22 protein-coding genes are annotated in these 22,321 nt (G+C 56.1%); 16 read left to right on the top strand and 6 right to left on the bottom strand.

What is annotated here, in order from left to right; genetic code table 11:
- The first annotated feature begins 468 nt into the window (after positions 1 to 468).
- Both VXK30_RS16380 and VXK30_RS16375 read left to right on the top strand, forming a co-directional pair.
- Positions 469 to 786, top strand: a complete 318-nt coding sequence (locus VXK30_RS16380; protein WP_275714438.1) for a hypothetical protein — start codon at positions 469 to 471, stop codon at positions 784 to 786.
- A gap of 29 nt (positions 787 to 815) precedes the next feature.
- On the top strand, positions 816 to 1,070 hold the full coding sequence (locus VXK30_RS16375; protein ID WP_275714436.1) for a hypothetical protein: 255 nt from the start codon (positions 816 to 818) through the stop codon (positions 1,068 to 1,070).
- A 34-nt stretch (positions 1,071 to 1,104) separates the two neighbouring features.
- Here the strand turns inward: VXK30_RS16375 and mnmA are convergent, their stop codons facing one another.
- The gene (gene mnmA, locus VXK30_RS16370) at positions 1,105 to 2,178 is read right to left on the bottom strand and encodes a tRNA 2-thiouridine(34) synthase MnmA (protein ID WP_275714434.1); all 1,074 of its coding nucleotides are present in this window, start codon (positions 2,176 to 2,178) and stop codon (positions 1,105 to 1,107) included.
- An 8-nt stretch (positions 2,179 to 2,186) separates the two neighbouring features.
- Entirely contained in the window at positions 2,187 to 2,714 is a 528-nt protein-coding gene (locus VXK30_RS16365) for a hypothetical protein (RefSeq protein ID WP_275714432.1), read from the bottom strand.
- A gap of 160 nt (positions 2,715 to 2,874) precedes the next feature.
- On the opposite strand from VXK30_RS16365, the gene VXK30_RS16360 reads away from it, so the two are divergent.
- From VXK30_RS16360 to spoVAE, 3 genes are all read left to right on the top strand, one after another.
- Positions 2,875 to 3,537, top strand: a complete 663-nt coding sequence (locus VXK30_RS16360) for a CpXC domain-containing protein (RefSeq protein ID WP_275714430.1) — start codon at positions 2,875 to 2,877, stop codon at positions 3,535 to 3,537.
- A 5-nt stretch (positions 3,538 to 3,542) separates the two neighbouring features.
- The gene (asnB, locus tag VXK30_RS16355; RefSeq protein WP_275714427.1) at positions 3,543 to 5,411 is read left to right on the top strand and encodes an asparagine synthase (glutamine-hydrolyzing); all 1,869 of its coding nucleotides are present in this window, start codon (positions 3,543 to 3,545) and stop codon (positions 5,409 to 5,411) included.
- A 111-nt stretch (positions 5,412 to 5,522) separates the two neighbouring features.
- Positions 5,523 to 5,879, top strand: a complete 357-nt coding sequence (gene spoVAE, locus VXK30_RS16350; protein WP_038326109.1) for a stage V sporulation protein AE — start codon at positions 5,523 to 5,525, stop codon at positions 5,877 to 5,879.
- A gap of 202 nt (positions 5,880 to 6,081) precedes the next feature.
- Here the strand turns inward: spoVAE and VXK30_RS16345 are convergent, their stop codons facing one another.
- Together VXK30_RS16345 and rpsT are read right to left on the bottom strand one after the other, a co-directional pair.
- The gene (locus tag VXK30_RS16345; RefSeq protein WP_170949943.1) at positions 6,082 to 6,234 is read right to left on the bottom strand and encodes a hypothetical protein; all 153 of its coding nucleotides are present in this window, start codon (positions 6,232 to 6,234) and stop codon (positions 6,082 to 6,084) included.
- 176 nt (positions 6,235 to 6,410) lie between these two features.
- Complete coding sequence (gene rpsT / locus VXK30_RS16340) at positions 6,411 to 6,674, bottom strand: 30S ribosomal protein S20 (RefSeq protein WP_275714425.1); 264 nt, start codon at positions 6,672 to 6,674, stop codon at positions 6,411 to 6,413.
- A 98-nt stretch (positions 6,675 to 6,772) separates the two neighbouring features.
- Between rpsT and gpr the strand changes: the two genes are divergently transcribed.
- The 6 genes from gpr to hemW all read left to right on the top strand — a co-directional run bounded on the left by gpr (position 6,773) and on the right by hemW (position 12,776).
- Positions 6,773 to 7,591, top strand: a complete 819-nt coding sequence (gene gpr / locus VXK30_RS16335; protein WP_275714423.1) for a GPR endopeptidase — start codon at positions 6,773 to 6,775, stop codon at positions 7,589 to 7,591.
- 59 nt (positions 7,592 to 7,650) lie between these two features.
- Positions 7,651 to 8,742 (top strand): stage II sporulation protein P, encoded by a 1,092-nt coding sequence (gene spoIIP, locus VXK30_RS16330; protein WP_275714421.1) that lies wholly within the window; start codon positions 7,651 to 7,653, stop codon positions 8,740 to 8,742.
- A gap of 25 nt (positions 8,743 to 8,767) precedes the next feature.
- Entirely contained in the window at positions 8,768 to 9,022 is a 255-nt protein-coding gene (locus VXK30_RS16325; protein WP_275714419.1) for a hypothetical protein, read from the top strand.
- Complete coding sequence (locus VXK30_RS16320) at positions 9,009 to 9,578, top strand: hypothetical protein (RefSeq protein WP_275714417.1); 570 nt, start codon at positions 9,009 to 9,011, stop codon at positions 9,576 to 9,578. The genes VXK30_RS16325 and VXK30_RS16320 overlap by 14 nt, the downstream gene beginning before the upstream one ends.
- A gap of 281 nt (positions 9,579 to 9,859) precedes the next feature.
- Complete coding sequence (gene lepA, locus VXK30_RS16315; RefSeq protein ID WP_275714415.1) at positions 9,860 to 11,668, top strand: translation elongation factor 4; 1,809 nt, start codon at positions 9,860 to 9,862, stop codon at positions 11,666 to 11,668.
- Positions 11,661 to 12,776 carry a radical SAM family heme chaperone HemW gene (gene hemW, locus VXK30_RS16310; protein ID WP_275714413.1) on the top strand — a complete coding sequence of 372 codons (1,116 nt, stop codon included), beginning with the start codon at positions 11,661 to 11,663 and terminating at the stop codon, positions 12,774 to 12,776. Before lepA ends, hemW begins: the two co-directional genes overlap by 8 nt.
- A 94-nt stretch (positions 12,777 to 12,870) precedes the next feature.
- On the opposite strand, the gene VXK30_RS16305 is transcribed toward hemW, so the two are convergent.
- The gene (locus VXK30_RS16305) at positions 12,871 to 13,695 is read right to left on the bottom strand and encodes a pentapeptide repeat-containing protein (RefSeq protein WP_275714411.1); all 825 of its coding nucleotides are present in this window, start codon (positions 13,693 to 13,695) and stop codon (positions 12,871 to 12,873) included.
- 234 nt (positions 13,696 to 13,929) lie between these two features.
- Between VXK30_RS16305 and hrcA the strand changes: the two genes are divergently transcribed.
- The 5 genes from hrcA to VXK30_RS16280 all read left to right on the top strand — a co-directional run bounded on the left by hrcA (position 13,930) and on the right by VXK30_RS16280 (position 19,479).
- Entirely contained in the window at positions 13,930 to 14,961 is a 1,032-nt protein-coding gene (hrcA, locus tag VXK30_RS16300; protein WP_275714409.1) for a heat-inducible transcriptional repressor HrcA, read from the top strand.
- Positions 14,962 to 14,976: 15 nt separating this feature from the next.
- On the top strand, positions 14,977 to 15,594 hold the full coding sequence (grpE, locus tag VXK30_RS16295; protein ID WP_275714407.1) for a nucleotide exchange factor GrpE: 618 nt from the start codon (positions 14,977 to 14,979) through the stop codon (positions 15,592 to 15,594).
- An 82-nt stretch (positions 15,595 to 15,676) separates the two neighbouring features.
- Complete coding sequence (gene dnaK / locus VXK30_RS16290) at positions 15,677 to 17,515, top strand: molecular chaperone DnaK (RefSeq protein ID WP_275714405.1); 1,839 nt, start codon at positions 15,677 to 15,679, stop codon at positions 17,513 to 17,515.
- 199 nt (positions 17,516 to 17,714) lie between these two features.
- Positions 17,715 to 18,866 (top strand): molecular chaperone DnaJ, encoded by a 1,152-nt coding sequence (dnaJ, locus tag VXK30_RS16285; protein ID WP_275714403.1) that lies wholly within the window; start codon positions 17,715 to 17,717, stop codon positions 18,864 to 18,866.
- 316 nt (positions 18,867 to 19,182) lie between these two features.
- Positions 19,183 to 19,479, top strand: a complete 297-nt coding sequence (locus VXK30_RS16280; RefSeq protein WP_275714401.1) for a hypothetical protein — start codon at positions 19,183 to 19,185, stop codon at positions 19,477 to 19,479.
- A 57-nt stretch (positions 19,480 to 19,536) separates the two neighbouring features.
- On the opposite strand, the gene secA is transcribed toward VXK30_RS16280, so the two are convergent.
- On the bottom strand, positions 19,537 to 22,281 hold the full coding sequence (gene secA, locus VXK30_RS16275; RefSeq protein WP_275714399.1) for a preprotein translocase subunit SecA: 2,745 nt from the start codon (positions 22,279 to 22,281) through the stop codon (positions 19,537 to 19,539).
- Positions 22,282 to 22,321 lie beyond the last annotated feature (40 nt).

The raw sequence follows: 22,321 nt of genomic DNA, 5'->3' as shown, positions 1-22,321 counted from the left end.
GCATCGTGCCACTTAAAGACACTTTGGGGATACCCGGGGGTGCAGGGGGATTTTATGGAACCCTCCCGCCGGGAATTTAAAATCCCTCTGCACGTCCTTTGCCTACTTTCGGACAAGAGCGAAAGTAGGGGCCAGCCCGGCCTGAGGGCAAAGCTGACGACTTAGAAAAAGGATGTGGGATGTAAGAAATTCCCGGGAAAACTCCCTCCGGCGCGCCGGGCGCGGACCATGCGGTCGGCAGTCGCCTACGGCGGCGCTCTCAGACAGTTGCATGTTGAATCGGTCTCGGAGTACTCCGAAACAAATCCCTCTGAGAGGGAAAGCTGGGGGTCGGTTCCTTAAGGTCCCCGGCTCCAAGGGGCAAAGAGCGCGGCTGCACGTCTTTCGGCGGCCCGACTTGCCAAATCCGTTTGTATCGACAGGGTATCTGTGATATAATTACCGGTAAGAATTACAGGGTGGTGTAAGATGGCCAGATTTTTTAAAGGGGCGGGATTGGCGTTCCTGATTGCAGGCATTGGTCTTTTTCTTGCGGAGCTCGCGTCCTCCGACAAGGACTTCCGGGTTTTCCTCAGCGTTTTTACCGCGGAGCTTCTCGGCCTGCTGCTGATTGCCGTCGGCGACCTGATGAACAGGGTCGATGTGCTGGAGGATCAGCTGAAAATCAGCGAAGACCGCCGGGACAACGCGCCGGAAATCATGCAGATCACCTGCCCGGACTGCGGGAAGAAATGCGACATGGATTACCCGAAATGCCCGCACTGCGGGTACGGTTTCAAGCAGTGACCGGCTTTCGGGAAGAAAGGGGGGGTAAAATGAACAAAGACGGCAGCCGCGTCCGGTCGATTCAGATCGTTCTGTGGGGCGCTTTTGCGGCGGTGCTTTATTCTGCGGGATTCACGCGCGGAGAATGGCAGAACTGGGTATGTTCGGTCATTGTCTTTGCCTTGCTATGTTCCTACAGCTACGGAAATCGTCCGACGCACAAGCGCCTGAAAGGGATTTTTGTCGTCTTCGGGATCTTTTGTGTAGGACTCTTCCTTTTGTATCTTCTGGAAAATAAACGCTGAAAGGGCGGAGCCATTTTTGGCTCCGCCCTTACGATTATTCCGGCTGAATCGTGCCGCCGCCGACCACGAGGTCCCCATCGTAAAAGACGACGGCCTGTCCCGGAGTGACCGCGCGCTGCGCTTCTTCAAAATCCACGCGGACTCTTCCGTCCCCGAGCGGAACCAGCTTCGCCTTTGCGGGCTTCGCCTGATACCGCACCTTGGCGGTGATATCCGTTTCCTTTTCCAAGGTGTCGAACGGAATGAAATTGAGGTCCGCCGCGATCAGGGAGGACGCGTACTGGCTGCCCTCTTCCCCCAGTGTAATCCGGTTATGTACCGTGTCGATCCCGGTCACATACATGGGCTTGCCGAAGGTAACGCCCAGCCCCTTGCGCTGACCGACGGTGTAGCGGGTGATGCCGCGGTGGCGGCCGATCACGTTTCCGCTCTGGTCCACAAAATCGCCCTGCGGAGCGGTTTCCCCGGTGTAGCGCTCAATGAATCCGGCGTAATCGTTGTTTTCCACAAAGCAGATTTCCTGGCTGTCCGGCTTATGCGCGACGGGCAGCCCGGCTTCCTCCGCCATGGCGCGCGCCTCGGGCTTTGTGTATTTTCCCAGCGGCATCAGGGTGCGGCTGAGCTGTTCCTGCGTGAAGGAGTACAGCACATAGCTCTGGTCCTTGCTGGCGGGCGCCTTTTTCAAAAGCCAGCGCCCGGCCGCGTTCTGTTCGATCACGGCGTAGTGGCCGGTGGCGATATAGTCAAAATCCAGTTCTTTCGCGCGGCGGAGCATAGCGTCGAATTTGACGTGGCGGTTGCAGGCGATACATGGGTTGGGCGTCAGTCCCGCCGCGTACTGCGCCGCGAAATAGTCGATGACGTCCTTTTCGAAAACGTCCGTAAAATTGAGGACCAGATGGTCGATCCCGAGCTTGTAGGCAACCCTGCGTGCGTCGTCGATATCGTCCAGCGAGCAGCAGCCGCCCGCCGAGCTCTGGCACATGTATTCGTCCGGCCGCAGCCGCAGGGTGACGCCGGTAACGTCGTATCCGTCCCTGAGAAGCAGGAGCGCGGCAACGGAGCTGTCCACGCCGCCGCTCATGCCGAGCATTACTTTTTTCTTCATATTCCCGCTCAGTCCAGCGTGGGCTGGGCCTCGTCCTCGTCGTCCGCCGCTTCCTCGGCCGCCTCTTCGGACGTGTCATCCCTGTCGTTTGCCTTGTCAACAATGGGGAAATGGAGCGGAAAATCGGCGGGCGCGATCTCGTCCTCCGGTTCCGGCGCGGGGACGTCCGTGCTTTCCGCGCCGGGCTCGCCGGAACAGCCGCACGGGCAGTAATCGCAGTCGTCCGTACAGTCGGTACAGGCGTCGTCCTCGTATCCCTCGTCGGCGGTGAGCTCGTCGAGCTTGTCAAACGCCTTCTTTATGCGCTTGTCGGCGGCTTCCACCGCTTTGCACAGGGACTCGGTTTCCTCGTTCTGCGCGTCGCGCAGATTCTGAAAATAATATTTTCCCAATGCGACGTAGGCGCGCGCTTCGTTTTCCCTTTCGTTTTTAATCACGATCCTGATGCGATTTATCAGCGCGGCTTTGCGGTTTTTCTCAACAACATAGTCGACTGCTTTTGTTACCCTGCCGGTTACAGTTTCAAAAAAATTCATAGCGTACCTCCTGCCGCAATAGCGGTGTTCATGATGGGGCTTCCATGCTATTATTATAACTCAAAAGTTTGAAAAATAACAGGATTATTTAATTCTATTCCTTTTTTAAATTCGTTGTGATATAATGAACAAATACGCAAAGGCTAAGGAGGAAATAAAAATGCCATCGGTTGGAAACAGGGACGTAAGCTGCCCTCACTGCGGCGCCGTGGTAAAAACAGCGATGAGCCCCGAAATCAACGCCGGGGAAAACCCGGATCTGCGGCAGCGCATCCTGGATGAAACGCTGTTTGACTGGAAATGTCCGGAATGCGGCTATGAAGCGCAGCTTGTTTATCCTTGCCTTTATCACGACAAAGAAAATCAGTTTATGGTATATGTTGTGCCGAACAGCGGCTGCTGCCAGCTGGAACCGGTCAGTGTGGGCGAAGCTTTTCCGCAGTTTAACGGGATGGCCAAGCGGGCGGTGACCTCGCTGGCGGGACTGAAGGAAAAAGTGCTTATTTTTGAGGCCGGGCTGAACGATTTTGCGGTGGAGCTGGTCAAGCTGGCGCTCACCGACGTGGCTGGCAAAAAACACGACAGAAAGACTTCCGCCGGATACTTTTGCTACGCGGATGAAAAAGAGAACCGGGTTGTGTTTTCCTTTTTCCTGCAGGGGGAGGACGAGCCGGTTCAGCAGGGAACGCGTATGGACGTTTACCGCAAATCGCTGGAGATTGTGGAAAGCGTGGGCGCGGTTTCACGGGACGACGATTTTGTGGCGGTGGATTCCGCCGCCGCTGAAAATATTTTGCGGGTGTACCGCGGCGGGGAGGACTAAGACAGATGTGCGGATTGTGCGGATTTACCGGTGAAGTAATCGACCGCGACGCAGTGATTAAAAGCATGACGGATAAAATCACCCACAGGGGGCCGGACTCCAACGGGTTTTTTACCGATTCCGATATCTCCATGGGCTTCCGGCGCCTGAGCATCATCGACGTTGCTTCCTCGGGCGACCAGCCGATCTACAACGAGAACAAAACCCTGGTGCTTACGTTTAACGGGGAAATCTATAACTACCGGGAGCTCAGAAACATCCTGCTGGAAAAGGGGCACCGTTTTTATACCCAGACCGATTCCGAGGTGCTGATCCACGGCTTTGAGGAATGGCACGAAGACCTTCTGACCAAGCTGCGCGGGATGTTCGCGTTTGCCATCTATGACACCGTCGAAAAGAGCGTGTTTATTGCCCGCGACTATTTCGGGATCAAGCCGATGCATTACACGCAGGTCGGCGGCCATTTTGTTTACGGCTCCGAAATCAAGAGCATTCTGGAATTTCCCGGCTTTGAAAAGAAATTCAATAAGAACGCGCTGAACAATTATATCTCGTTTGAATACGCCGTTCCGCCGGAAACCTTCTTCGAGAATGTCTACTGCCTGATGCCGGCGCACTACCTCTGGTACAAGGACGGCAAGGTCGAAACCCACCGCTACTGGGAGCCGGAATTCAGCGAGGACCCCGGCATGACCCGGGAACAGGCCGTCGAGGAAATCGAAAAGGTTTTTGAGGACTCGGTCAGCGCGCACAAAATCAGCGACGTGGAAGTCGGGTGCTTCCTGTCCAGCGGCGTGGATTCCAGCTATGTTTCCACCTACTTCGCCGGGCAGAAGACCTTTACGGTCGGGTTCGACTACGGGGAAAAATACAACGAAATCGACTGGGCGAAGAACTTATCCGAAAAAATCGGCGTGGAACACCACTATAAGGTCATTTCCGCCGACGAATACTGGGGAAATATCCGCAAGGTGCAGTACCATATGGACCAGCCTCTGGCCGACGCGTCCTGCATCGCCCTCTATTTTGTTTCCAAAATGGCGAGCGAGTACGTGAAGGTGGTGCTTTCCGGCGAGGGCGCGGACGAGCTGTTCGGCGGATACAATATTTATCACGAGCCGGATGATTTTGCAGGCTACAAAAAGCTGCCGCTCGGCCTGCGCAGGGCGCTGGCGGCGGTTGCGAAGGCGCTGCCGTTTTCCTTCCGGGGGAAAAGCTTCCTGATGCGCGGCGCGCTGCCGATCGAGGAAAACTTCATCGGCAACTGCAGCATGTTTACCATGGACGAAAAACGCCGTCTGCTGAAAAGTGATATTCCGGTCACCCGTCCGCAGGAGCTGACAAAGCCGTATTACGACCGCGTAAAGGACAAGGACGACGTGACCAAGATGCAGTATCTGGACATCAACGTCTGGCTGGTCGGCGACATCCTTCTGAAAGCGGACCGCATGAGCATGGCGAATTCGCTGGAGCTGCGCGTGCCGTTCCTCGACAAAGAGGTGTTCGGGGTCGCTTCCCGCATTCCGAGAAAGCTGCGGGTGAATAAGGAAAACACCAAGTACGCGATGCGCCTTGCCGCGATGAAGCATCTGCCGGACGCGACCGCGCAGAAGAAAAAGCTGGGGTTCCCGGTGCCGACGCGCGTATGGCTCAGGGATGAAAAATATTATAACCTTGTAAAGGATGCCTTTACGGGCAAAACCGCAAAGCAGTTCTTCAATACCGACGAGCTGATGAAATTCCTTGACGACCACTACAGCGGGAAGCGGGACAACAACCGCAAGATCTGGACGATTTTCGTTTTCCTCGTCTGGTACGATATTTATTTTAACGGCGGTTCCCACGAGCCGGGCGATATGCCCGCGGTCCGTTAGAACGCCGAAAAACACCGCCGGAGAGCTTCCGGCGGTGTTTTTTGCTGATTTAATTCTTTGGAATGTATATTGAAGCGATCATCCGGCGAAAATAAAACCGAGGTGAAAAACATGGATTATTTATGGGCTTTTTTGATCGGCGGAGCCATTTGCGCGATCGGCCAGGTGCTGATTGATTTTACGAAGCTGACGCCGGCCAGAATCCTTGTTTTGTTTGTCACACTGGGTGTGGCGCTGACGGGGCTGGGGCTGTACGGGCCGCTTGTGGACTTTGCGGGGGCCGGCGCTACGGTGCCGCTGACCGGTTTTGGGTATCTGATGGCGAAAGGGACGCTTGAAGCGGTCAGGGAACAGGGTTTGCTGGGCGCGTTTACCGGCGGCGTCGCGGCGAGTGCCGCGGGTATTGCGGCGGCCGTGTTCTTCGGATACGTTGCCGCCCTGTTTTCAAAGTCGGGAGATAAGAGCTAGCAAAACCTTTCTCGTTCTGAAAATCCTGTACAGGATTTTCAGGATTATCAACGGCCAGATCATCGGCATGCTTCTGTGGGAGATATGGAAGCTGTATTACCGTACGTATTTCAAAAAATATATGGTAAGGCTAAAAGCATGAAAAAAAACGGGCAGGTATCAAAACCTGCCCGTATCCTGTTACGGCACCGGAGGAAGTCCCTTACTGTATGGAACAATCCAGGTAGTGCTCAAGCTCCTCTTCATCCTTTTTCTTTTTCTCAAAGAAGAGGACGACGGCAACAACAGCCGCCGCGACGGCCGTCATAGCGGAAATAACTGTAATCAATATGGATAATGTATTACATTTTTTCAAAACGAGCACCTCCGTTTATCATGATTAGATCCTGTTTATATAATATATAATAACCAATTCTTTTTGAAAAGTCAATCAAAGCGGCAAGTTTATGGAAATTCGCCCCTGCGCTCCGGAGGATAATAAAAAAGCAGGGCGCAAGGCTCTGCTTTTGCTTTTAAACCGCGTATTCAGGGTTATGCATTTGCTGCGTTCAGCTTGCGTGCAAGAGCTGATTTCTTTCTTGCGGCTGTGTTCTTGTGCAGGATTCCCTTTGCCGCAGCCTGGTCAATCTTCTTAATCGCAACCTTAACGGCATCCGCTTTGTTGGCATCATTGGATTCTACGGCAAGGTTTGCTTTCTTTATATCAGTTTTCAGTCCGGAATGAAAGGACTTGTTGATGAGTGTTTTTGTAGCAATAACCTTTACGCGTTTTTTGGCTGATTTAATGTTAGGCATGATTCCACCTCCTTTGGTATTGTCACGTATCAATAATAATACCATCGATGGACAAAAAATGCAAGTGTTTTAAAAAAAATAGGAAAGGGCTGATTTTTATGGTATTCCGTACCGATCTTGCGCTGGAAAATACGGAACCCAGCAGGCACGTTACACGGAAAGAAAAGGACTGCACGGTCACACGGATAGACGAGGAGGGCAACACGTATGTTACGCTGGAGGTCCAGGCGATTTCCGACCATATCGACAGCGACAACAGCCTGCTGACCCTGACCGCGCAGGAGCTGTCCGCTCTGTTGCCGGAGAAGGGAAGCGTCCTGGTGGCGGGGCTTGGGAACCGCGCCATTACGCCGGACGCGCTGGGGCCGCTCGTCGCCGAAAAAATTCTGGCGACAAGGCATATCAAGGGCGAGCTGGCAAAGGTGACGGGCCTGGACAGGCTGCGTCCCGTTTCCGTGGTGAGCCCCGGGGTGCTGGGCTGCACGGGGATTGAGGCCGTGGAGCTTCTGCAGGCGCTGGTCAAGGAGCTGAACCCGGACGCCGTGGTTGCGGTCGACGCGCTTGCGGCGCGCAGCCCCGCCCGGCTGGGCTGTACGGTGCAGCTTTGTTCCGCGGGGATTTCCCCCGGGGCCGGGGTGGGAAACGCAAGGCCGCGCATCGACGAAAGCACGCTCGGCGTTCCGGTGGTCAGCATGGGGATTCCGACCGTGGTGGACGCGGCCACTCTGGCGGCGGACCTGCTGGACGGCGAAACGGACGGTTCTGAGGAGAAAATCGCGCCGCGCGGCGCCCAGATGATGGTGACCCCGCGCGAAATCGACCTGATTATTTCCAGAGGCGCGAGACTGCTGAGCATGGGGATCAACGTGGCGCTGAACCCCTCTCTCAGTGTTGAGGATTTTGAAGAATTGACCTGAAGCATCATGAAATTTGTCCCGCCCGCATAAGAATGAATATCATTCAATGGGGGCAGGATATGAAAAACTGGATGCAAAAGGGAATGGGAATCTGCTCGGTTGCATTGGTGTTTGCGGCGGTCGCGTGCGTTCTGGGGCGTTTGCCCGTGCTGCAGGCAAAGGACGCGGCGTTCGCCGCGGCGGGCTTTATCATGCCCGCGGGTGCCGCCGAGGCAATGAAAGAGGATTATCTGGAAGAGGATGAAGAGGATAATGAGCACGGGAGCAGCGAGGCGCCGGTTTCTTCGGGCGTAAGCTCCGCCCCGGCTTCGTCACAAAGCAGCTCCGGTACGGGTGCAAGCTCACAGGCCACCTCGGGCACAGCGTCAAGCGCGTCGTCGCCGCCCGTTACGCTGCCGAAGGGCGTGAAGGAAATGAGCATTTCCAATTCCGGTTCCCAATACAATAATATATGGGTAAAAAATACGAATAAAAACCATACGGTCGACATCGCTTCGGAGCTTCAGAAACAGCCGGCGGTAAAAATCGTCAAAAATTCGACGCCGCAGGTTCTGATCTACCACACCCACACGACGGAGGCGTTCCTGGGCGATACGCGCAGCCAGGACAAAGCGAAAAGCGTGGTCGCCGTGGGCGACCAGATCGCCGCGCAGCTGAAGGCCGCCGGAATCAACGTGGTGCACGATACCACCCTGCACGACTACCCGAGCTACAACGGCTCGTATGACCGCTCCAAGGTGACGATGCAGAACAACCTGAAGAAATATCCGGGCATCCAGGTGACGCTCGACATCCACCGCGACGCGATGGGCACCTCCGACGGAACAAGGATCAAGCCGACCGCGACGGTCAATGGCAGGAAGGCCGCGCAGGTGATGATCATCTCCGGCTGCGACGACGACGACACGCTCGGGTTCCCCAACTGGGAATACAATTTCAGGCTGGCCGTGCGGCTGCAGAAGTCGCTGGCGGATCTATACCCCGGTCTGGCGCGGCCCCTGAATTTCTGCGCGAGGAAGTACAATGAAAATCTGACGAAAGGCTCCCTGCTGATCGAGTTCGGCACCGAGGTCAACACCCTTGACGAGGCGGTGTACTCCGGGGAGCTGTTTGGAAAAGCGCTGGTCAACGTTCTGAACGGCCTGACATAAGCGGAAAGGAAAAGATGTTAAAAAAATGGAAAGAAAAAGGAAAAGGATTTTCTTTGCGTCGTTTTTCAGCACGCTTTGCGTCCTTGCACTGCTTTTCGGCATGGCGGAAGTCGACGCCAATTCCCGCAGAATCGGCTTTGGTGACGACAAAACCCTTCTTTACCAGATTACCGGCAAAACATGGCAGGAAACTTGCAATGTGGCGAAAGTATGGTATAATAATTTCGTATTATCATTGAGAGAGAATGCTGTGGAGGAAACGTATCATGAATCAACATAAGAAAATATGGTTTTCCGTATTCATATTGATCTTTATGTTTTCATTGTATTCCGTTACCGCCCTGGCAACTGAGATAACGCCGGAACAGGTGGAAGAAATTCTGAGCCGTCAGTCGTCCCAGGCTTCCTCACAGTCCGCCGCGGGCACCGTTTCAAGCAAGGCTGCCGTCAGCTCCAGAAGGCCGGTCACAAGCAAAAAGCCGGTATCCTCGGAAATTTTCTCCGAAGCTTCCGGTGATGTCTCCGGCAACGTTTCCGGCGGGCTTTTCAGCAGCGGGGAGGAATCCAGCGAAATTGTTCTTCCCAGTGTGGACAGCATAGAGGAAAACAACCCGCTCAGCTCCGTGATCGTGGATACCGCGGCCAACAAAAAGATGAACTGGATCGGGATCCTTTCGTGGGTGTGTATCGCGCTGGGCATTGTCGTGGTGCTGATCGTCGTGTTCAGCAACCGCCGTCCGCCGAGAGGGGGAGGCCGCAAACGGTACCGCCGTCCGAACCGCTCGCACAAGAAACGCCTGCTGAACGACAAGTATTACCGAAATCTGAAATATTGATCATGGCGGCGCGCCGGCGAAGAAATTTCCCGGTACGCCGCTGTTTTTATGCGTGTCTTACAGTCCGGACTTCACCGGGCTTTGTTCCGCGCCTTTTATAAAAATTTCACCCTGCCGCACGGCATGCACGGCATACTGTTCAGAATTCGTGATCTGTGTTATAATATATTATTCATTATCTTTCCGGCATTTTCAGTCTGACTGCCGGGTCGTTTTATGTTTTTTTCCGGAATTGGCCGGAAAACGGAAGCCATATTATCTTTGAGGATTAGGTGATAAATTTGTCGATACCACGCGAGAGAATACGGAATTTCAGCATTATCGCGCACATTGACCACGGGAAAAGCACGCTGGCCGACCGCATTTTGGAGCAGACGAAATCCGTCGCGCTGCGCGATATGGAAAATCAGCTGCTGGACAACATGGATCTGGAGCGCGAACGGGGCATCACCATCAAGGCGCACGCCGTTACGCTCGTTTACAGCGCGCAGGACGGGCAGGACTATGTTTTCAATCTGATCGATACCCCGGGCCATGTGGACTTTAACTACGAGGTTTCGCGTTCGCTCGCCGCCTGTGAAGGTGCGGTGCTGGTGGTGGACGCTTCCCAGGGGATCGAGGCGCAGACGCTGGCGAACACCTATCTGGCGGTGGACGCCGGGCTGGAAATCGTTCCGGTCATCAATAAGATCGACCTGCCCAGCGCGCAGCCGGAAAAGGTGCGCGCGGAAATCGAGGACGTCATCGGGATTCCCGCGGACGAGGCGCCGTGCATCTCGGCAAAGCTGGGAACGAACATCGACCAGGTGATGGAGCAGATCGTCAAACACGTTCCGTCCCCGCAGGGCGACGAAAACGCGCCGCTCAAGGCGCTGATTTTTGATTCCTACTACGACGCGTACAAGGGCGTGATCATCCATGTGCGGCTGAAGGACGGGCAGGTGCGTCCGGGCGACACCATCCGGCTGATGGCGACGGGCGCGGAGTTCACCGTGGTGGAGTGCGGCTACGGCCGCGCGACCTGCCTGGAGCCGAGCGCGGGGCTCAGCGCCGGGGAGGTCGGCTATATCGCCGCTTCCATCAAGGCGGTGAAGGACGCCCGCGTGGGCGACACCGTTACGCTGGCGGACAACCCCGCCAAAACGCCGCTGCCGGGTTACCGCTCGGTGCAGCCGATGGTTTTCTGCGGGATTTACCCCGCGGACGGCGCGCGCTATCCCGACCTGCGCGACGCGCTGGACAAGCTGCAGCTGAACGACGCGGCGCTGTCGTTTGAGCCGGAAACGTCCGTCGCGCTCGGCTTCGGCTTCCGCTGCGGCTTTTTGGGCCTTCTGCATATGGAGATCATTCAGGAACGGCTGGAACGCGAATACAATCTCGACATTATTACCACCGCCCCCAGCGTGGTTTACCGGATCACGAAAACCAACGGGGAAGTGATCCATATCGACAACCCGACCAATTACCCCGACCCGTCGCTGATTTCGCAGGCGGAGGAGCCGATCACCAACGCCCACATCTATACGCCGAGCGAATATGTCGGTAATATTATGGAGCTTTGCCAGGACAGGCGCGGCGTCTTCAAGGATATGAAATACATCGACACCGACCGTGTGGACATCCATTACGAGCTGCCGCTGAACGAGATCATCTACGACTTTTTCGACGCGCTGAAATCCCGTACCCGCGGCTACGCCTCGTTTGACTATGAGCTGAGCGGATACAAAAAGAGCAGCCTCGTCAAGCTGGACATCATGCTCAACGGCGACGTGGTGGACGCGCTTTCCTTTATTATCCACGCCGACAAGGCGTATCCGCGCGCGCGCAAGATGGCGGAGAAGCTGTCGGAGAAAATCCCGCGCCAGCTTTTTGAGGTGCCGATCCAGGCCTGCGTAGGCGGCAGGATCATCGCGCGCGAAACGGTCAAGGCCATGCGCAAGGATGTTCTGGCCAAGTGCTACGGCGGAGATATCACGCGCAAAAAGAAGCTGCTGGAAAAACAGAAGGAAGGCAAGAAGCGCATGCGCCAGCTCGGCACGGTGGAGGTGCCGCAGGAGGCGTTTATGAGTGTGCTGAAGCTGGATGAATAACGAAAAGCCTTTCGGCCTTTATCTCCATGTGCCGTTCTGCGACGGCAAATGCCCGTACTGCGACTTTTATTCCCTGCCAGCCGACGGGGAGAAAATGGACCGGTACACCCGGCGGGTGCTCTCGGCGCTCGGGTCGTACGCGGGGCGGTACGGGCGGAGGGCCGACACGCTGTACTTCGGCGGCGGCACCCCGAACCTGCTCGGCGCGGAGCGGCTGTCCGCGATCCTTGCGCGCGCAAGGGAATGCTTTGGGCTGGACGGCGCGGAAATTACCGTGGAGGTCAATCCCGCGGAGGATCTGCGCGGCTTTTTGCGGGAAATCCGCGCGGCGGGGGCAAACCGCCTGTCGGTCGGCCTGCAGTCCGCAAACGGGGACGAGCTTTCGCTTCTGGGCCGGCGGCACACCGCCGCACAGGCGAAAAAAACGGTCGCTTACGCACAGGACGCGGGTTTTGACAATCTCTCCCTCGACCTGATGCTTGCCGTCCAGAAGCAAACGAGGGAAAGCCTTCTGCGCTCGATTGATTTCTGCGCGGACGCGGGGATTCAACATCTTTCCGCCTATCTGTTGAAAATCGAGCCGGATACGGTTTACGGAAAAAAGAAGGAAACGCTGTGCGTTCCGGACGACGACGAGGCGGGCGACCTCTATCTGTTCGCCTACGAGGAGCTGGAAAAGCGCGGGTTTCACCAGTACGAAATCTCCAATTTCGCGAAACCGGGCTTTGAGAGCCGCCACAACCTGAAATACTGGCGCTGTGAGGAATATCTGGGGATCGGACCGGCGGCGCATTCGTTCATGGAGGGGAAACGGTTCTGTTATCCGAGAAGCCTTTCGGCGTTTCTGAACGGCGGAGAGCCCGTGCCGGACGGGGACGGCGGCGGGTTTGAGGAATACGCCATGCTCGCCCTGCGCCTGACGGAAGGGTTGACGGACGAAGGCTGCCGCGCGCGGTTCGGCACGGGGCTTCCCGCGCGGATGCTGAAAGCGGCGAAGCTTTATGAAAAGGGCGGGCTGACCGTCTGCAAAGACGGCGGGTTCCGCTTTACGCCGCGGGGATTTCTGGTTTCCAACCTGCTGACGGCGGAAATTTTGTACAGCGGGTGAATATTCGGTAAGAAAAAACACGGAGCAGCGGCGGGCGTTTCCGTGTTTTTCGTTATATTGGCGGCCGGCTCTGAACGGATTTACAAACAGCGCGCTACCATGCCGACGGGCGGCGCAGCCCGGCGGGAAGCCTGGTATTTCTGTTGCCCTTTGCGGAGTTTATCTGCATTTGTGTCAGAAAAACACTCCTGCTTAAATCGGTATTTTTCAGGTTTGCGTCGCGGAGGTCGGCCCCTAAAAAAACAGTTCTGTCTAAACTGCAGCCTTCCAGGTCGGCTGCTATCAGGAGCGACATGCTGAAATCTTTTCGGTCAAGGTCCGCTTTCCTGAAGTTTTTTCCCAAAAAGTCGGCCTTTTGGCGTGATGCAGGGCCTTCAGCCGAAATGCTCCCGATGATTTTTTTCAATAGATTGTCCGCTTTTGATTTGTGTCCGGCAATGCCCGGCTTCAAAAGGCTGCCGTGGGGCAATCGGGTCATTTGCTGATTTTCCCTGATAAGAGCGTCAACGGCTGCCGCCGTCTTTTCGTCCGAGGTCAGGGAAGCCGCTTCTATGAGGTACCATAAAATCTGGTGGAGCTGAAAAAGGACGGAAAAGGTCTGAAAGATCGTTTCCGCCCGACCGGGGTCTGCCTTCCAGTCTCCGCCGGAGGAATCAATTTGTGTCGTTTTCTGTCCCGCTCCCAGGCATTCGTAAGCAAGGCAGCCGCTCATTTTTCTTTCTTTCAAATCGGCGTGAATCCCGCAGCGGAAATCAGGCGCTAAATATTGGCAGGGCGTTCCGGCGCCTTTATCGGCCGGAAAACCGTCCGTTTTTGCGCAGTACAGCGCCACACAGCACAGGCCGCTGCATTTTTCACAGTCCGGCTCCAGATCTTTGATCAGGCGGGCGTATTTGCCGCCGAATGCATTCTGTTCCATCGTGTCTCCATTTCCAATCAAAATCAGGGTTGTTTGATATGAAATTATTCTATCATAACTCTTGAAAAATGGAAAGCGGCGGTCCTCCGCCTGCCGAAAGAACAGAAATTTACGATTTCACAAAGAGTTTACAAATACTATATTGACAATGGGGTAAAGTAATGGTAAATTATTAATTAGATTTAGCACTCGAACTATTAGAGTGCTAAAATATAAAAAGGCGAGGTGAGAGGGTTGGAGTTAAGCGAACGGAAACAGAAAATTCTGGCGGCTGTCGTTGATTTATATGTCGCGACCGGCGAACCGGTGGGTTCCAAGGCGCTTTGCGACACCCTTGATTTCACCGTGTCCTCCGCGACGGTGCGCAATGAAATGAGCGACCTTGCGGAAATGGGGCTGCTGGAGCAGCCGCACACCTCCGCGGGAAGGATTCCTTCCCACAAGGGCTACCGCGTTTATATCGACACGCTGATGAAAAAGCATCCGGTTTCCAGGGAAGAGCAGCGCTATATCGACAGCCTGCTGCTGCCGAGCGCGTACGACCCCGAAAAGCTGCTGGACGGCGTTGCGCGGGCGCTGGCGGGAATGACCCGGTTCGCGGCCGTTTCCACCACGCCGAGCGGAAGCTCGGCGGACATCCGCGCCATTCAGTTTGTGCAGACCAGCCGAAGGACCGCGATGGCCATTCTGATGACCTCCGCGGGCACCATGAAAAGCCGCGTTTTCCACTGCGATTTCGATATTACCCCCGAAATCCTGCGCGTGTTTTTCAGGGTGCTGAACGAAAAGCTGGTCGGGTTGCCGGTTTCCACCATTACGCCGGCGTACATCCAGTCCCTTGCCGCGTCCCTGGGAAACATGACGATGCTGATGAGCGACGCGCTGATGGCGGTGCTGGACGTGGCGCAGGACACCATGCAGACGGGGGTCTGCCTGGACGGGGAAATGAACCTTTTGTTCTGCAACGAGCTGGGGCAGGCGGGCATCCGCCGCATTATGGATTTCCTCTCCCGGCCGCAGGAGCTTTCCCGCCTTCTGATGCAGCAGACCAACAGCATGAAGGTGCTGATCGGTCAGGAAAGCAAACGGCCCGAGCTGAGCGAATCCAGCGTGGTGGTCTCCCGGTACTCGGTCGGCGGCAGGGACGCGGGCGCGATCGCCATTATCGGCCCTACGCGCATGAATTACGGGAAGGTCATTTCCAATATTGAATATCTCTCCGGCTCCGTCGGAAGAATGCTGACGGAGCTATTGGATATGGAATAGAAAGGGGTCACTGTTTTGGAAAAAAACCAAAAAGAGCAAGTGGATAAAAAGCAGGCGAAAGCTTCCGGAACGCCCGAAAAAGCCTCTGCGGGCAAGCCGGAGGAAACCTCTAAGGCGGAAAAAGCCCGCGCCGGGGAGGCTGCGGCGGCGGAAAATCCGGCCGGACAGGAAAAACCGAAGGACGACGCGCAGGCTCGGCTGGAACAGGCACAGGAGGAGCTGAAAAAGCAAAAAGAGCTTTTGCTCCGCACGGCCGCGGAATACGATAACTACCGCAAACGGACGGAACGCGAAAAAACGGCGGTATACGCCGACGCGACCGCCGCTGCGGTCACGGAGTTTTTACCCGTGGCGGATAACCTTGAACGGGCGCTGAAGCAGCAGGACTGCACCGTGGAGGACCTTCGCAAGGGGGTTGAAATGGTCGGCGTGCAGCTGAAAGGGGCGCTCGCAAAGCTCGGCGTAACCGAGATGGGAGAGGCCGGGGAAATCTTTAATCCGGATCTTCACAACGCGGTTTCCCATGTGGAGGACGAAAACGCCGGGGAAAACACCGTCGTGCAGGTGTTCCAGAAGGGATACAAAATCGGGGATAAGATCGTGCGCCACGCGATGGTGCAGGTCGCGAACTGATTTGGCTGATTTCAGGTAATTTTCAAAATTCTTCATAGATTGATTCTTCAATTTTAAACTTATTTTTTTGGAGGTAAACAGTATGTCAAAGACAATAGGCATAGACTTAGGCACTACCAATTCCTGCGTTGCGGTGATCGAGGGCGGCGAGCCGGTCGTCATTGCGAACGCAGAAGGCGCCAGAACCACCCCTTCCGTTGTTGCTTTTTCAAAAACGGGCGAGCGTATGATCGGTCAGGTCGCGAAACGTCAGGCGATTACCAATCCGGACCGCACCGTCTCTTCCATAAAAAGAGAAATGGGTTCCAACTATAAGGTCAATATCGACGGGAAAAGCTATACTCCCCAGGAAATTTCCGCAATGATCCTTCAGAAGCTGAAGGGCGACGCGGAAGCCTATCTGGGAGAAAAGGTCACTTCCGCGGTGATCACCGTCCCGGCGTATTTTACCGACGCACAGCGCCAGGCGACAAAGGACGCCGGTAAGATTGCCGGGCTTGATGTAAAGCGTATCATCAACGAACCGACGGCTGCCGCGCTTTCCTACGGCATCGACAAGGGCGAGGACCAGAAGATCATGGTTTACGACCTTGGCGGCGGTACATTCGACGTTTCCATTATTGAAATGGGCGACGGCGTGCAGGAGGTTCTGGCCACCGCGGGCAACAACCGCCTTGGCGGCGACGACTTCGACAAGCGCGTCATGGACTGGATGACTTCTTCCTTCAAGGCGGAAACCGGCATCGACCTTTCCGGCGACAAGATGGCGATGCAGAGGCTGAAGGAAGCGGCCGAAAAAGCGAAGATCGAGCTTTCCGGCATGACCTCCAGCTCCATCAACCTGCCGTTCATCACGGCGGACGCCTCCGGCCCGAAGCACCTTGACCTGACCCTGACCAGGGCGAAGTTCAACGAGCTGACCGCGGACCTTGTGGAAAAGACAATGGGCCCGGTCCGCCAGGCGCTTTCCGATTCCGGCTTGAAGATCGAGCAGATCAACAAGGTCCTGCTGGTCGGCGGTTCCTCCAGAATCCCCGCCGTGCAGGACGCTGTCAAGGGCTTTACGGGAAAAGACCCGTTCAAGGGCATCAATCCGGACGAGTGCGTCGCCATCGGCGCGGCGATTCAGGCCGGCGTGCTGGGCGGCGAGGTCGAAGGCCTGTTGCTTCTGGACGTTACTCCGCTGTCCCTCGGCGTAGAGACCATGGGCGGCGTCATGACGAAGATCATCGAGCGCAACACCACCATCCCGACCAAGAAGAGCCAGATCTTCTCCACCGCGGCGGACGGCCAGACCCAGGTTGAGGTCAACGTCCTGCAGGGCGAGCGCGAATTCGCCCGCGACAACAAGCAGCTCGGCCTGTTCAAGCTGGACGGCATTGCCCCGGCACCGCGCGGAATCCCCCAGATCGAGGTTACCTTTGATATAGACGCCAACGGTATCGTCAACGTATCCGCCAAGGATATGGGCACCGGCAAGGAGCAGAAGATCACGATTTCCTCCAGCTCCAACATGAGCAAGGACGACATCAACAAGGCTGTTCAGGAAGCCGAGAAATTCGCGGCGGAGGATAAGAAACACCGTGAGGAAGTCGACCAGAAGAACGAAGCCGAGAATATGTGCTACGCGGTTGAAAAGCTGATCAAGGATAACGGCGACAAGATCGACGAGTCCGACAAGACCGACCTGAACGCAAAGGTCGCTTCCCTGAAAGAGGCCATCTCCGCAGGCAATGTCGACGATATGAAGGCAAAGTCGGAAGAACTGCAGAAGGCGATGTACGCGGTCAGTGAAAAGCTCTACAAGAATGCGGCGCCGCAGCAGCCGGCAGACGGCCAGCCCGTACCGCCGCAGGACGCGAACGGCGGCAACGTGTACGACGCGGAGTACAAGGATGTAAACGACGACAACAAAAAGTAATCTCCGGCTTGCTTTTTACAATGAATAACGATTCATGAAAGATGAATGACTGTGGTGGCCAGCTCTTCGTTTGGGGGAGCTGGCAATCATGGGTTGAGCGGCAATTTCAGCAATAACAATAAAATGCATTTTGAAGGAACGCCAAGGGACTCTTCCTCCTTCATTTATTCATTTTTCATTATTTTAGGAGTGATTTGGTTTGGCTGATAAAAGGGATTATTATGAAGTAATGGGCGTGCCGAAAAATGCCACGGACGAAGAGATCAAAAAGGCTTACCGTAAGCTTGCGAAGCAGTATCACCCGGATTTAAACCCGGGGGACAAGACAGCCGAGGCAAAATTCAAAGAGGTAAACGAAGCATACGAGGTGCTTTCCGATAAGGATAAAAAAGCGCGCTACGACCAGTTCGGCCACGCGGGCGTCGATCCCAACTTCGGCGGCGGTACGGGCGGAGGAAGCCCCTTTACCGGCGACATTGATCTGGGCGACATATTCAACAGCTTTTTCGGCGGCGGTTTCGGCGGCGGCTTTGGAGGCCGTTCCGCCAGCCCAAACGCGCCGCGGCGCGGCAGCGACACCGAGGCGACGGTAAACATAAGCTTTGAGGAAGCGGCAAAGGGCTGCCGCAAAAATATATCCTACCAGAAGATAGATACCTGCAGCGACTGCGGCGGCACCGGCGCAAAGAAGGGGACCTCCGCCAAAACCTGCCCGAACTGCGGCGGAACGGGACAAGTGCGCATCAGCCAGCGCACACCGTTCGGCGTGGTACAGACCAGCAGAAGCTGCGACCGCTGCGGCGGGACCGGAAAGGTGATCGACAACCCCTGCGGAACCTGCGGCGGGACCGGACGGATACGCCGGCAGAAAACGATTGAGGTCAACGTCCCCGCCGGGATCGACAACGAGCAGATTCTCAGCGTAAGCGGACAGGGAAACGCCGGAACCAACGGCGGCCCGGGCGGAGATCTGCGCGTGTATGTCAATGTGCGGCCCCATCCCATTTTTGAGCGTCGCGGCAACGACATCTGGTGCGAGGTGCCGATTACCTATACCCAGGCGGCGCTCGGCGCGGAGGTCGTCGTGCCGACCATCGACGGCCGCGTCAGCTACCATGTGCGCGAGGGCACACAGCCCGGCGACGTATTTAAGCTGAAGGGCAAGGGCATCCCCCGGATCGGCGGGCACGGGCGCGGCGACCAGTTCGTGCGCATGACGATTGAGGTGCCGAAAAACCTGACCCAGCGGCAGAAGGAAATCCTGCAGGAGTTCGACAATGTCGCTGAGGAAAAGAACTATCAGAAGCGTAAGAATTTTATCGATAAGATCAAGGATATGTTCGGCGAATAAAATTATCAGGGGCCTGCCAGGCGGCGGGCCCTTTTTGTCGGCCTGCTTATTGCCTAACCCCCTGCCTCCCTCTTAGAGGGAGGCGGCGCGCCCGGCGCGACGGAGGGAGTTCCCCCAGGAATAACTGCCTGTGAACATCACCGTAGGCGCTTCCTGACCGGAAGGTCCGCTTCCCGACCGCATGGTCCCTCACCGGGAGTCAAAACTTTCGGACTCTGTATTGAACGGCGGATTTCCCGCATAGAATTGGAACAGGCAAAGGGAAATCGGGCTGCGGCGAAACACGCCGCGGCGGTCAGATGAGGAGGGCGGTCATATGGAGTATTTCGGCTTGTTTTTTCTGGCGGTCATTGTGGAAGGGGTCATTACCTATATCAACCAGTTCTTTGTCAAAGGGGTCCTGAAATGGGAAATGGTCTTTTCCATCCTGCTGGGCGTATTCGTTTCCGTCGCCTACGGGGTCGACATGCTGGCCATGGTGGGGATGAAAACCTCGGTTCCGCTTGTCGGCAGCATCCTGACGGGAATCCTCGTCAGCCGGGGCAGCAATTACGTGTTCGACCTGATCAAAACCCTCACTTCCGGACGTGGGGGAATGAAAACATCCAAATAGAAAACAGCATGGAGTTCAGCCGGACTCCATGCTGTTTCTATTTTGAGCGGGGCTGGATTATTCATCCCTGCCGCAGCATTTTTTATATTTTTTGCCGCTGCCGCACGGGCACGGGTCGTTGCGGCCCGGCTTCTTGCCTTTACGTATGGTGCGGTTCGTGTCGCTGCCGTCGCCGCCGCTGCTCATGGTCGGCGTGGCGACCTGCTCGCGCTTCGGTTCTTCCGCGGAACGGAGCTGGACGGTGAGCATCATGCGCGCGGTGTTTTCGCGGATGGTCGCGATCATCGCGTCGAACATGTCAAAGCCTTCCAGACGGTACTCGACCACCGGGTCGTGCTGGCCGTAAGCGCGCAGGCGGATGCCCTTCTGCAGCTCTTCCATGGCGTCGATATGATCCATCCACTCGGAGTCGACGTTTTTCAGAAGAATGACGCGCTCAAGCTCGCGGGCGATTTCCTCGCCGAACTGCTGCTCGCGTTTTTCGTACAGCGCTTTCGCCTTTTCGATCAGCTCGTTCTTGACATAATCGGGCTCCAGCTTTTCGATCTCTTCCTTGGTGTAAACAAGATCCTCCGGGGTGAGCAGCCAGCCCATGTAGTGGTCGCGCAGGCCCTGGAAATTCCAGTCGTCGTGCAGCGCGGTTTCGGGCATGTACTGGTGGACCTGGGACTCGATGGCCTGCTCGATCATCTTGATGATCTGGTCCTTGATATTTTCTCCGTTCAGCACCTGGTCGCGCTGGCCGTAGATGATTTCACGCTGGCGGCTCATAACGTCGTCGAACTGGAGGACGTTCTTGCGGATGCCGAAGTTGCGGCCTTCGATCTTGCGCTGGGCGCCCTCAATGGTATTGCTGAGCATTTTGTTTTCGATCGGGGTGTTCTCATCCACATTCAGGCGTTCCATCAGGTTATTGATGCGCTCGCCGCCGAACAGACGCATGAGATCGTCTTCCAGCGAAATGTAGAAACGGCTCATACCGGGGTCGCCCTGACGGCCGGAACGTCCGCGCAGCTGGTTGTCGATACGGCGGGATTCGTGGCGCTCCGTACCGATGATGTAAAGGCCGCCGGCGGCTTTGACCTCTTCCGCTTCCTGTTTGATCTGAGCCTTGTATTTTTCATCCAGCTCCGCAAAGGTCTTGCGGGCGTTTAAAATTTCTTCATCCGCTGTCTCGGAGTAGGCGGTGGATTCGCTGATGAGTTCTTCCGAGAACTGCAGGCGGCGCATTTCGGACTTCGCCATATATTCGCTGTTGCCGCCCAGCACAATGTCGGTGCCGCGTCCGGCCATATTGGTGGCGATGGTGACGGCGCCCTTGTGGCCGGCCTGCGCGACGATTTCCGCTTCCTTGTCGTGGTATTTCGCGTTCAGCACTTCGTGCCTGACGCCGCGGCGGCACAGCAGCGCGCTGAGCTCTTCCGACTTTTCAATGGAAATGGTGCCGACCAGAACCGGCTGCCCCTTTTCGTGATGCTCGATGATATCCTCGATGACCGCGTTGAATTTCGCTTTCTCCGTCTTATAGACAACATCCGGGAAGTCCTTGCGGACCATCGGCTTGTTGGTCGGGACCTCGACGACGTCCAGCTTGTAGATTTCACGGAATTCTTCCTCTTCCGTCATGGCGGTGCCGGTCATACCGGAAAGCTTGTCGTATAACCGGAAGAAATTCTGGAAGGTGATCGTGGCGAGCGTTTTGCTTTCATGCGCGACCTTTACGCCTTCCTTGGCCTCAATCGCCTGGTGCAGGCCCTCGTTGTAGCGGCGGCCGTACATCAGGCGGCCGGTGAACTCGTCGACGATGATGACCTCGCCGTCCTTGACGACGTAGTCGATATCCTTCTGCATGACGCCGCGCGCCTTGATCGCCTGGTTGATGTGGTGCTGGATCGTGATGTTGTCGGCGTCGGTCAGGTTGTCAAGCTTGAAATAGGCTTCGGCCTTCTTCACGCCGGACTGCGTCAGCGTGGCGGTCTTTGCCTTTTCGTCCACAATATAATCGGCGCCCTTGTACAGCTCGTCGTTGTCCTCTTTGTCGTTCAGCTCCGCGACCTTCACCATTTTCAGGGTCTGCGCGAAGTGGTCGGCCACATTGTAAAGCTCCGTGGACTTGTCGCCCTGGCCGGAAATGATCAGCGGGGTGCGGGCCTCGTCGATGAGGATGGAGTCCACTTCGTCGACGATGGCGAAGTTGTGGCCGCGCTGCACTTTGTTTTCCTTGTAAATGACCATGTTGTCGCGCAGGTAGTCGAAGCCGTACTCGTTGTTTGTGCCGTAGGTGATGTCGGCGTTGTACGCCTTCTTGCGCTCGTCGTTTTCCAGATCGTGTACGATCAGGCCGACGCTCAGGCCCAGAAAGCGGTAGATTTTGCCCATCCATTCGGAGTCGCGGCGGGCAAGGTAGTCGTTGACGGTTACAACATGAACGCCTTTTCCGGACAGGGCGTTCAGGTAGGCCGGAAGGGTGGCGACCAGCGTTTTTCCTTCGCCGGTCTTCATTTCGCTGATGCGGCCCTGGTGAAGCACGATCCCGCCGATGATCTGCACCGGGAAGTGGCGCATCCCCAGAACGCGGTCCGAGGCCTCGCGGCAGACCGCGAAGGCGTCCGGCAGGATGCCGTCGAGCGTTTCCCCGTTCGACAGGCGCTCCTTCAGCGCGGGGGTCTGGGCGATCAGCTCTTCGTTGGACATCCCTTTATACTTGTCCTCCAGTGCCAGAACGGCATCACAGACTGGCTGAATGCGCTTCAGCTCGCGTTTGCTGTAATTGCCGAAAAAGGCGGTCAGAATATTACTCATAAAGTCACCTCTGAAATATCGCAGAAAATCAATTATAGAT

Source organism: Caproiciproducens sp. CPB-2, from assembly GCF_036287215.1.
Taxonomy (GTDB): domain Bacteria; phylum Bacillota; class Clostridia; order Oscillospirales; family Acutalibacteraceae; genus Caproiciproducens.
Note: the sequence above shows the minus strand (reverse complement) of the source record. Positions and strands in the feature narration are given on the sequence as shown.

Bases quoted from the DNA above. Each gene is read 5' to 3' on its own strand.
- secA (WP_275714399.1), bottom strand. From the start codon at position 22,281: ATGAGTAATATTCTGACCGCCTTTTTCGGCAATTACAGCAAACGCGAG.
- VXK30_RS16380 (WP_275714438.1), top strand. From the start codon at position 469: ATGGCCAGATTTTTTAAAGGGGCGGGATTGGCGTTCCTGATTGCAGGC.
- gpr (WP_275714423.1), top strand. From the start codon at position 6,773: ATGGTATTCCGTACCGATCTTGCGCTGGAAAATACGGAACCCAGCAGG.
- rpsT (WP_275714425.1), bottom strand. From the start codon at position 6,674: ATGCCTAACATTAAATCAGCCAAAAAACGCGTAAAGGTTATTGCTACA.
- spoIIP (WP_275714421.1), top strand. From the start codon at position 7,651: ATGAAAAACTGGATGCAAAAGGGAATGGGAATCTGCTCGGTTGCATTG.
- asnB (WP_275714427.1), top strand. From the start codon at position 3,543: ATGTGCGGATTGTGCGGATTTACCGGTGAAGTAATCGACCGCGACGCA.
- hemW (WP_275714413.1), top strand. From the start codon at position 11,661: ATGAATAACGAAAAGCCTTTCGGCCTTTATCTCCATGTGCCGTTCTGC.
- VXK30_RS16365 (WP_275714432.1), bottom strand. From the start codon at position 2,714: ATGAATTTTTTTGAAACTGTAACCGGCAGGGTAACAAAAGCAGTCGAC.
- VXK30_RS16280 (WP_275714401.1), top strand. From the start codon at position 19,183: ATGGAGTATTTCGGCTTGTTTTTTCTGGCGGTCATTGTGGAAGGGGTC.
- mnmA (WP_275714434.1), bottom strand. From the start codon at position 2,178: ATGAAGAAAAAAGTAATGCTCGGCATGAGCGGCGGCGTGGACAGCTCC.
- VXK30_RS16360 (WP_275714430.1), top strand. From the start codon at position 2,875: ATGCCATCGGTTGGAAACAGGGACGTAAGCTGCCCTCACTGCGGCGCC.
- VXK30_RS16375 (WP_275714436.1), top strand. From the start codon at position 816: ATGAACAAAGACGGCAGCCGCGTCCGGTCGATTCAGATCGTTCTGTGG.
- spoVAE (WP_038326109.1), top strand. From the start codon at position 5,523: ATGGATTATTTATGGGCTTTTTTGATCGGCGGAGCCATTTGCGCGATC.
- VXK30_RS16305 (WP_275714411.1), bottom strand. From the start codon at position 13,695: ATGGAACAGAATGCATTCGGCGGCAAATACGCCCGCCTGATCAAAGAT.
- VXK30_RS16320 (WP_275714417.1), top strand. From the start codon at position 9,009: ATGAATCAACATAAGAAAATATGGTTTTCCGTATTCATATTGATCTTT.
- dnaK (WP_275714405.1), top strand. From the start codon at position 15,677: ATGTCAAAGACAATAGGCATAGACTTAGGCACTACCAATTCCTGCGTT.
- VXK30_RS16325 (WP_275714419.1), top strand. From the start codon at position 8,768: ATGGAAAGAAAAAGGAAAAGGATTTTCTTTGCGTCGTTTTTCAGCACG.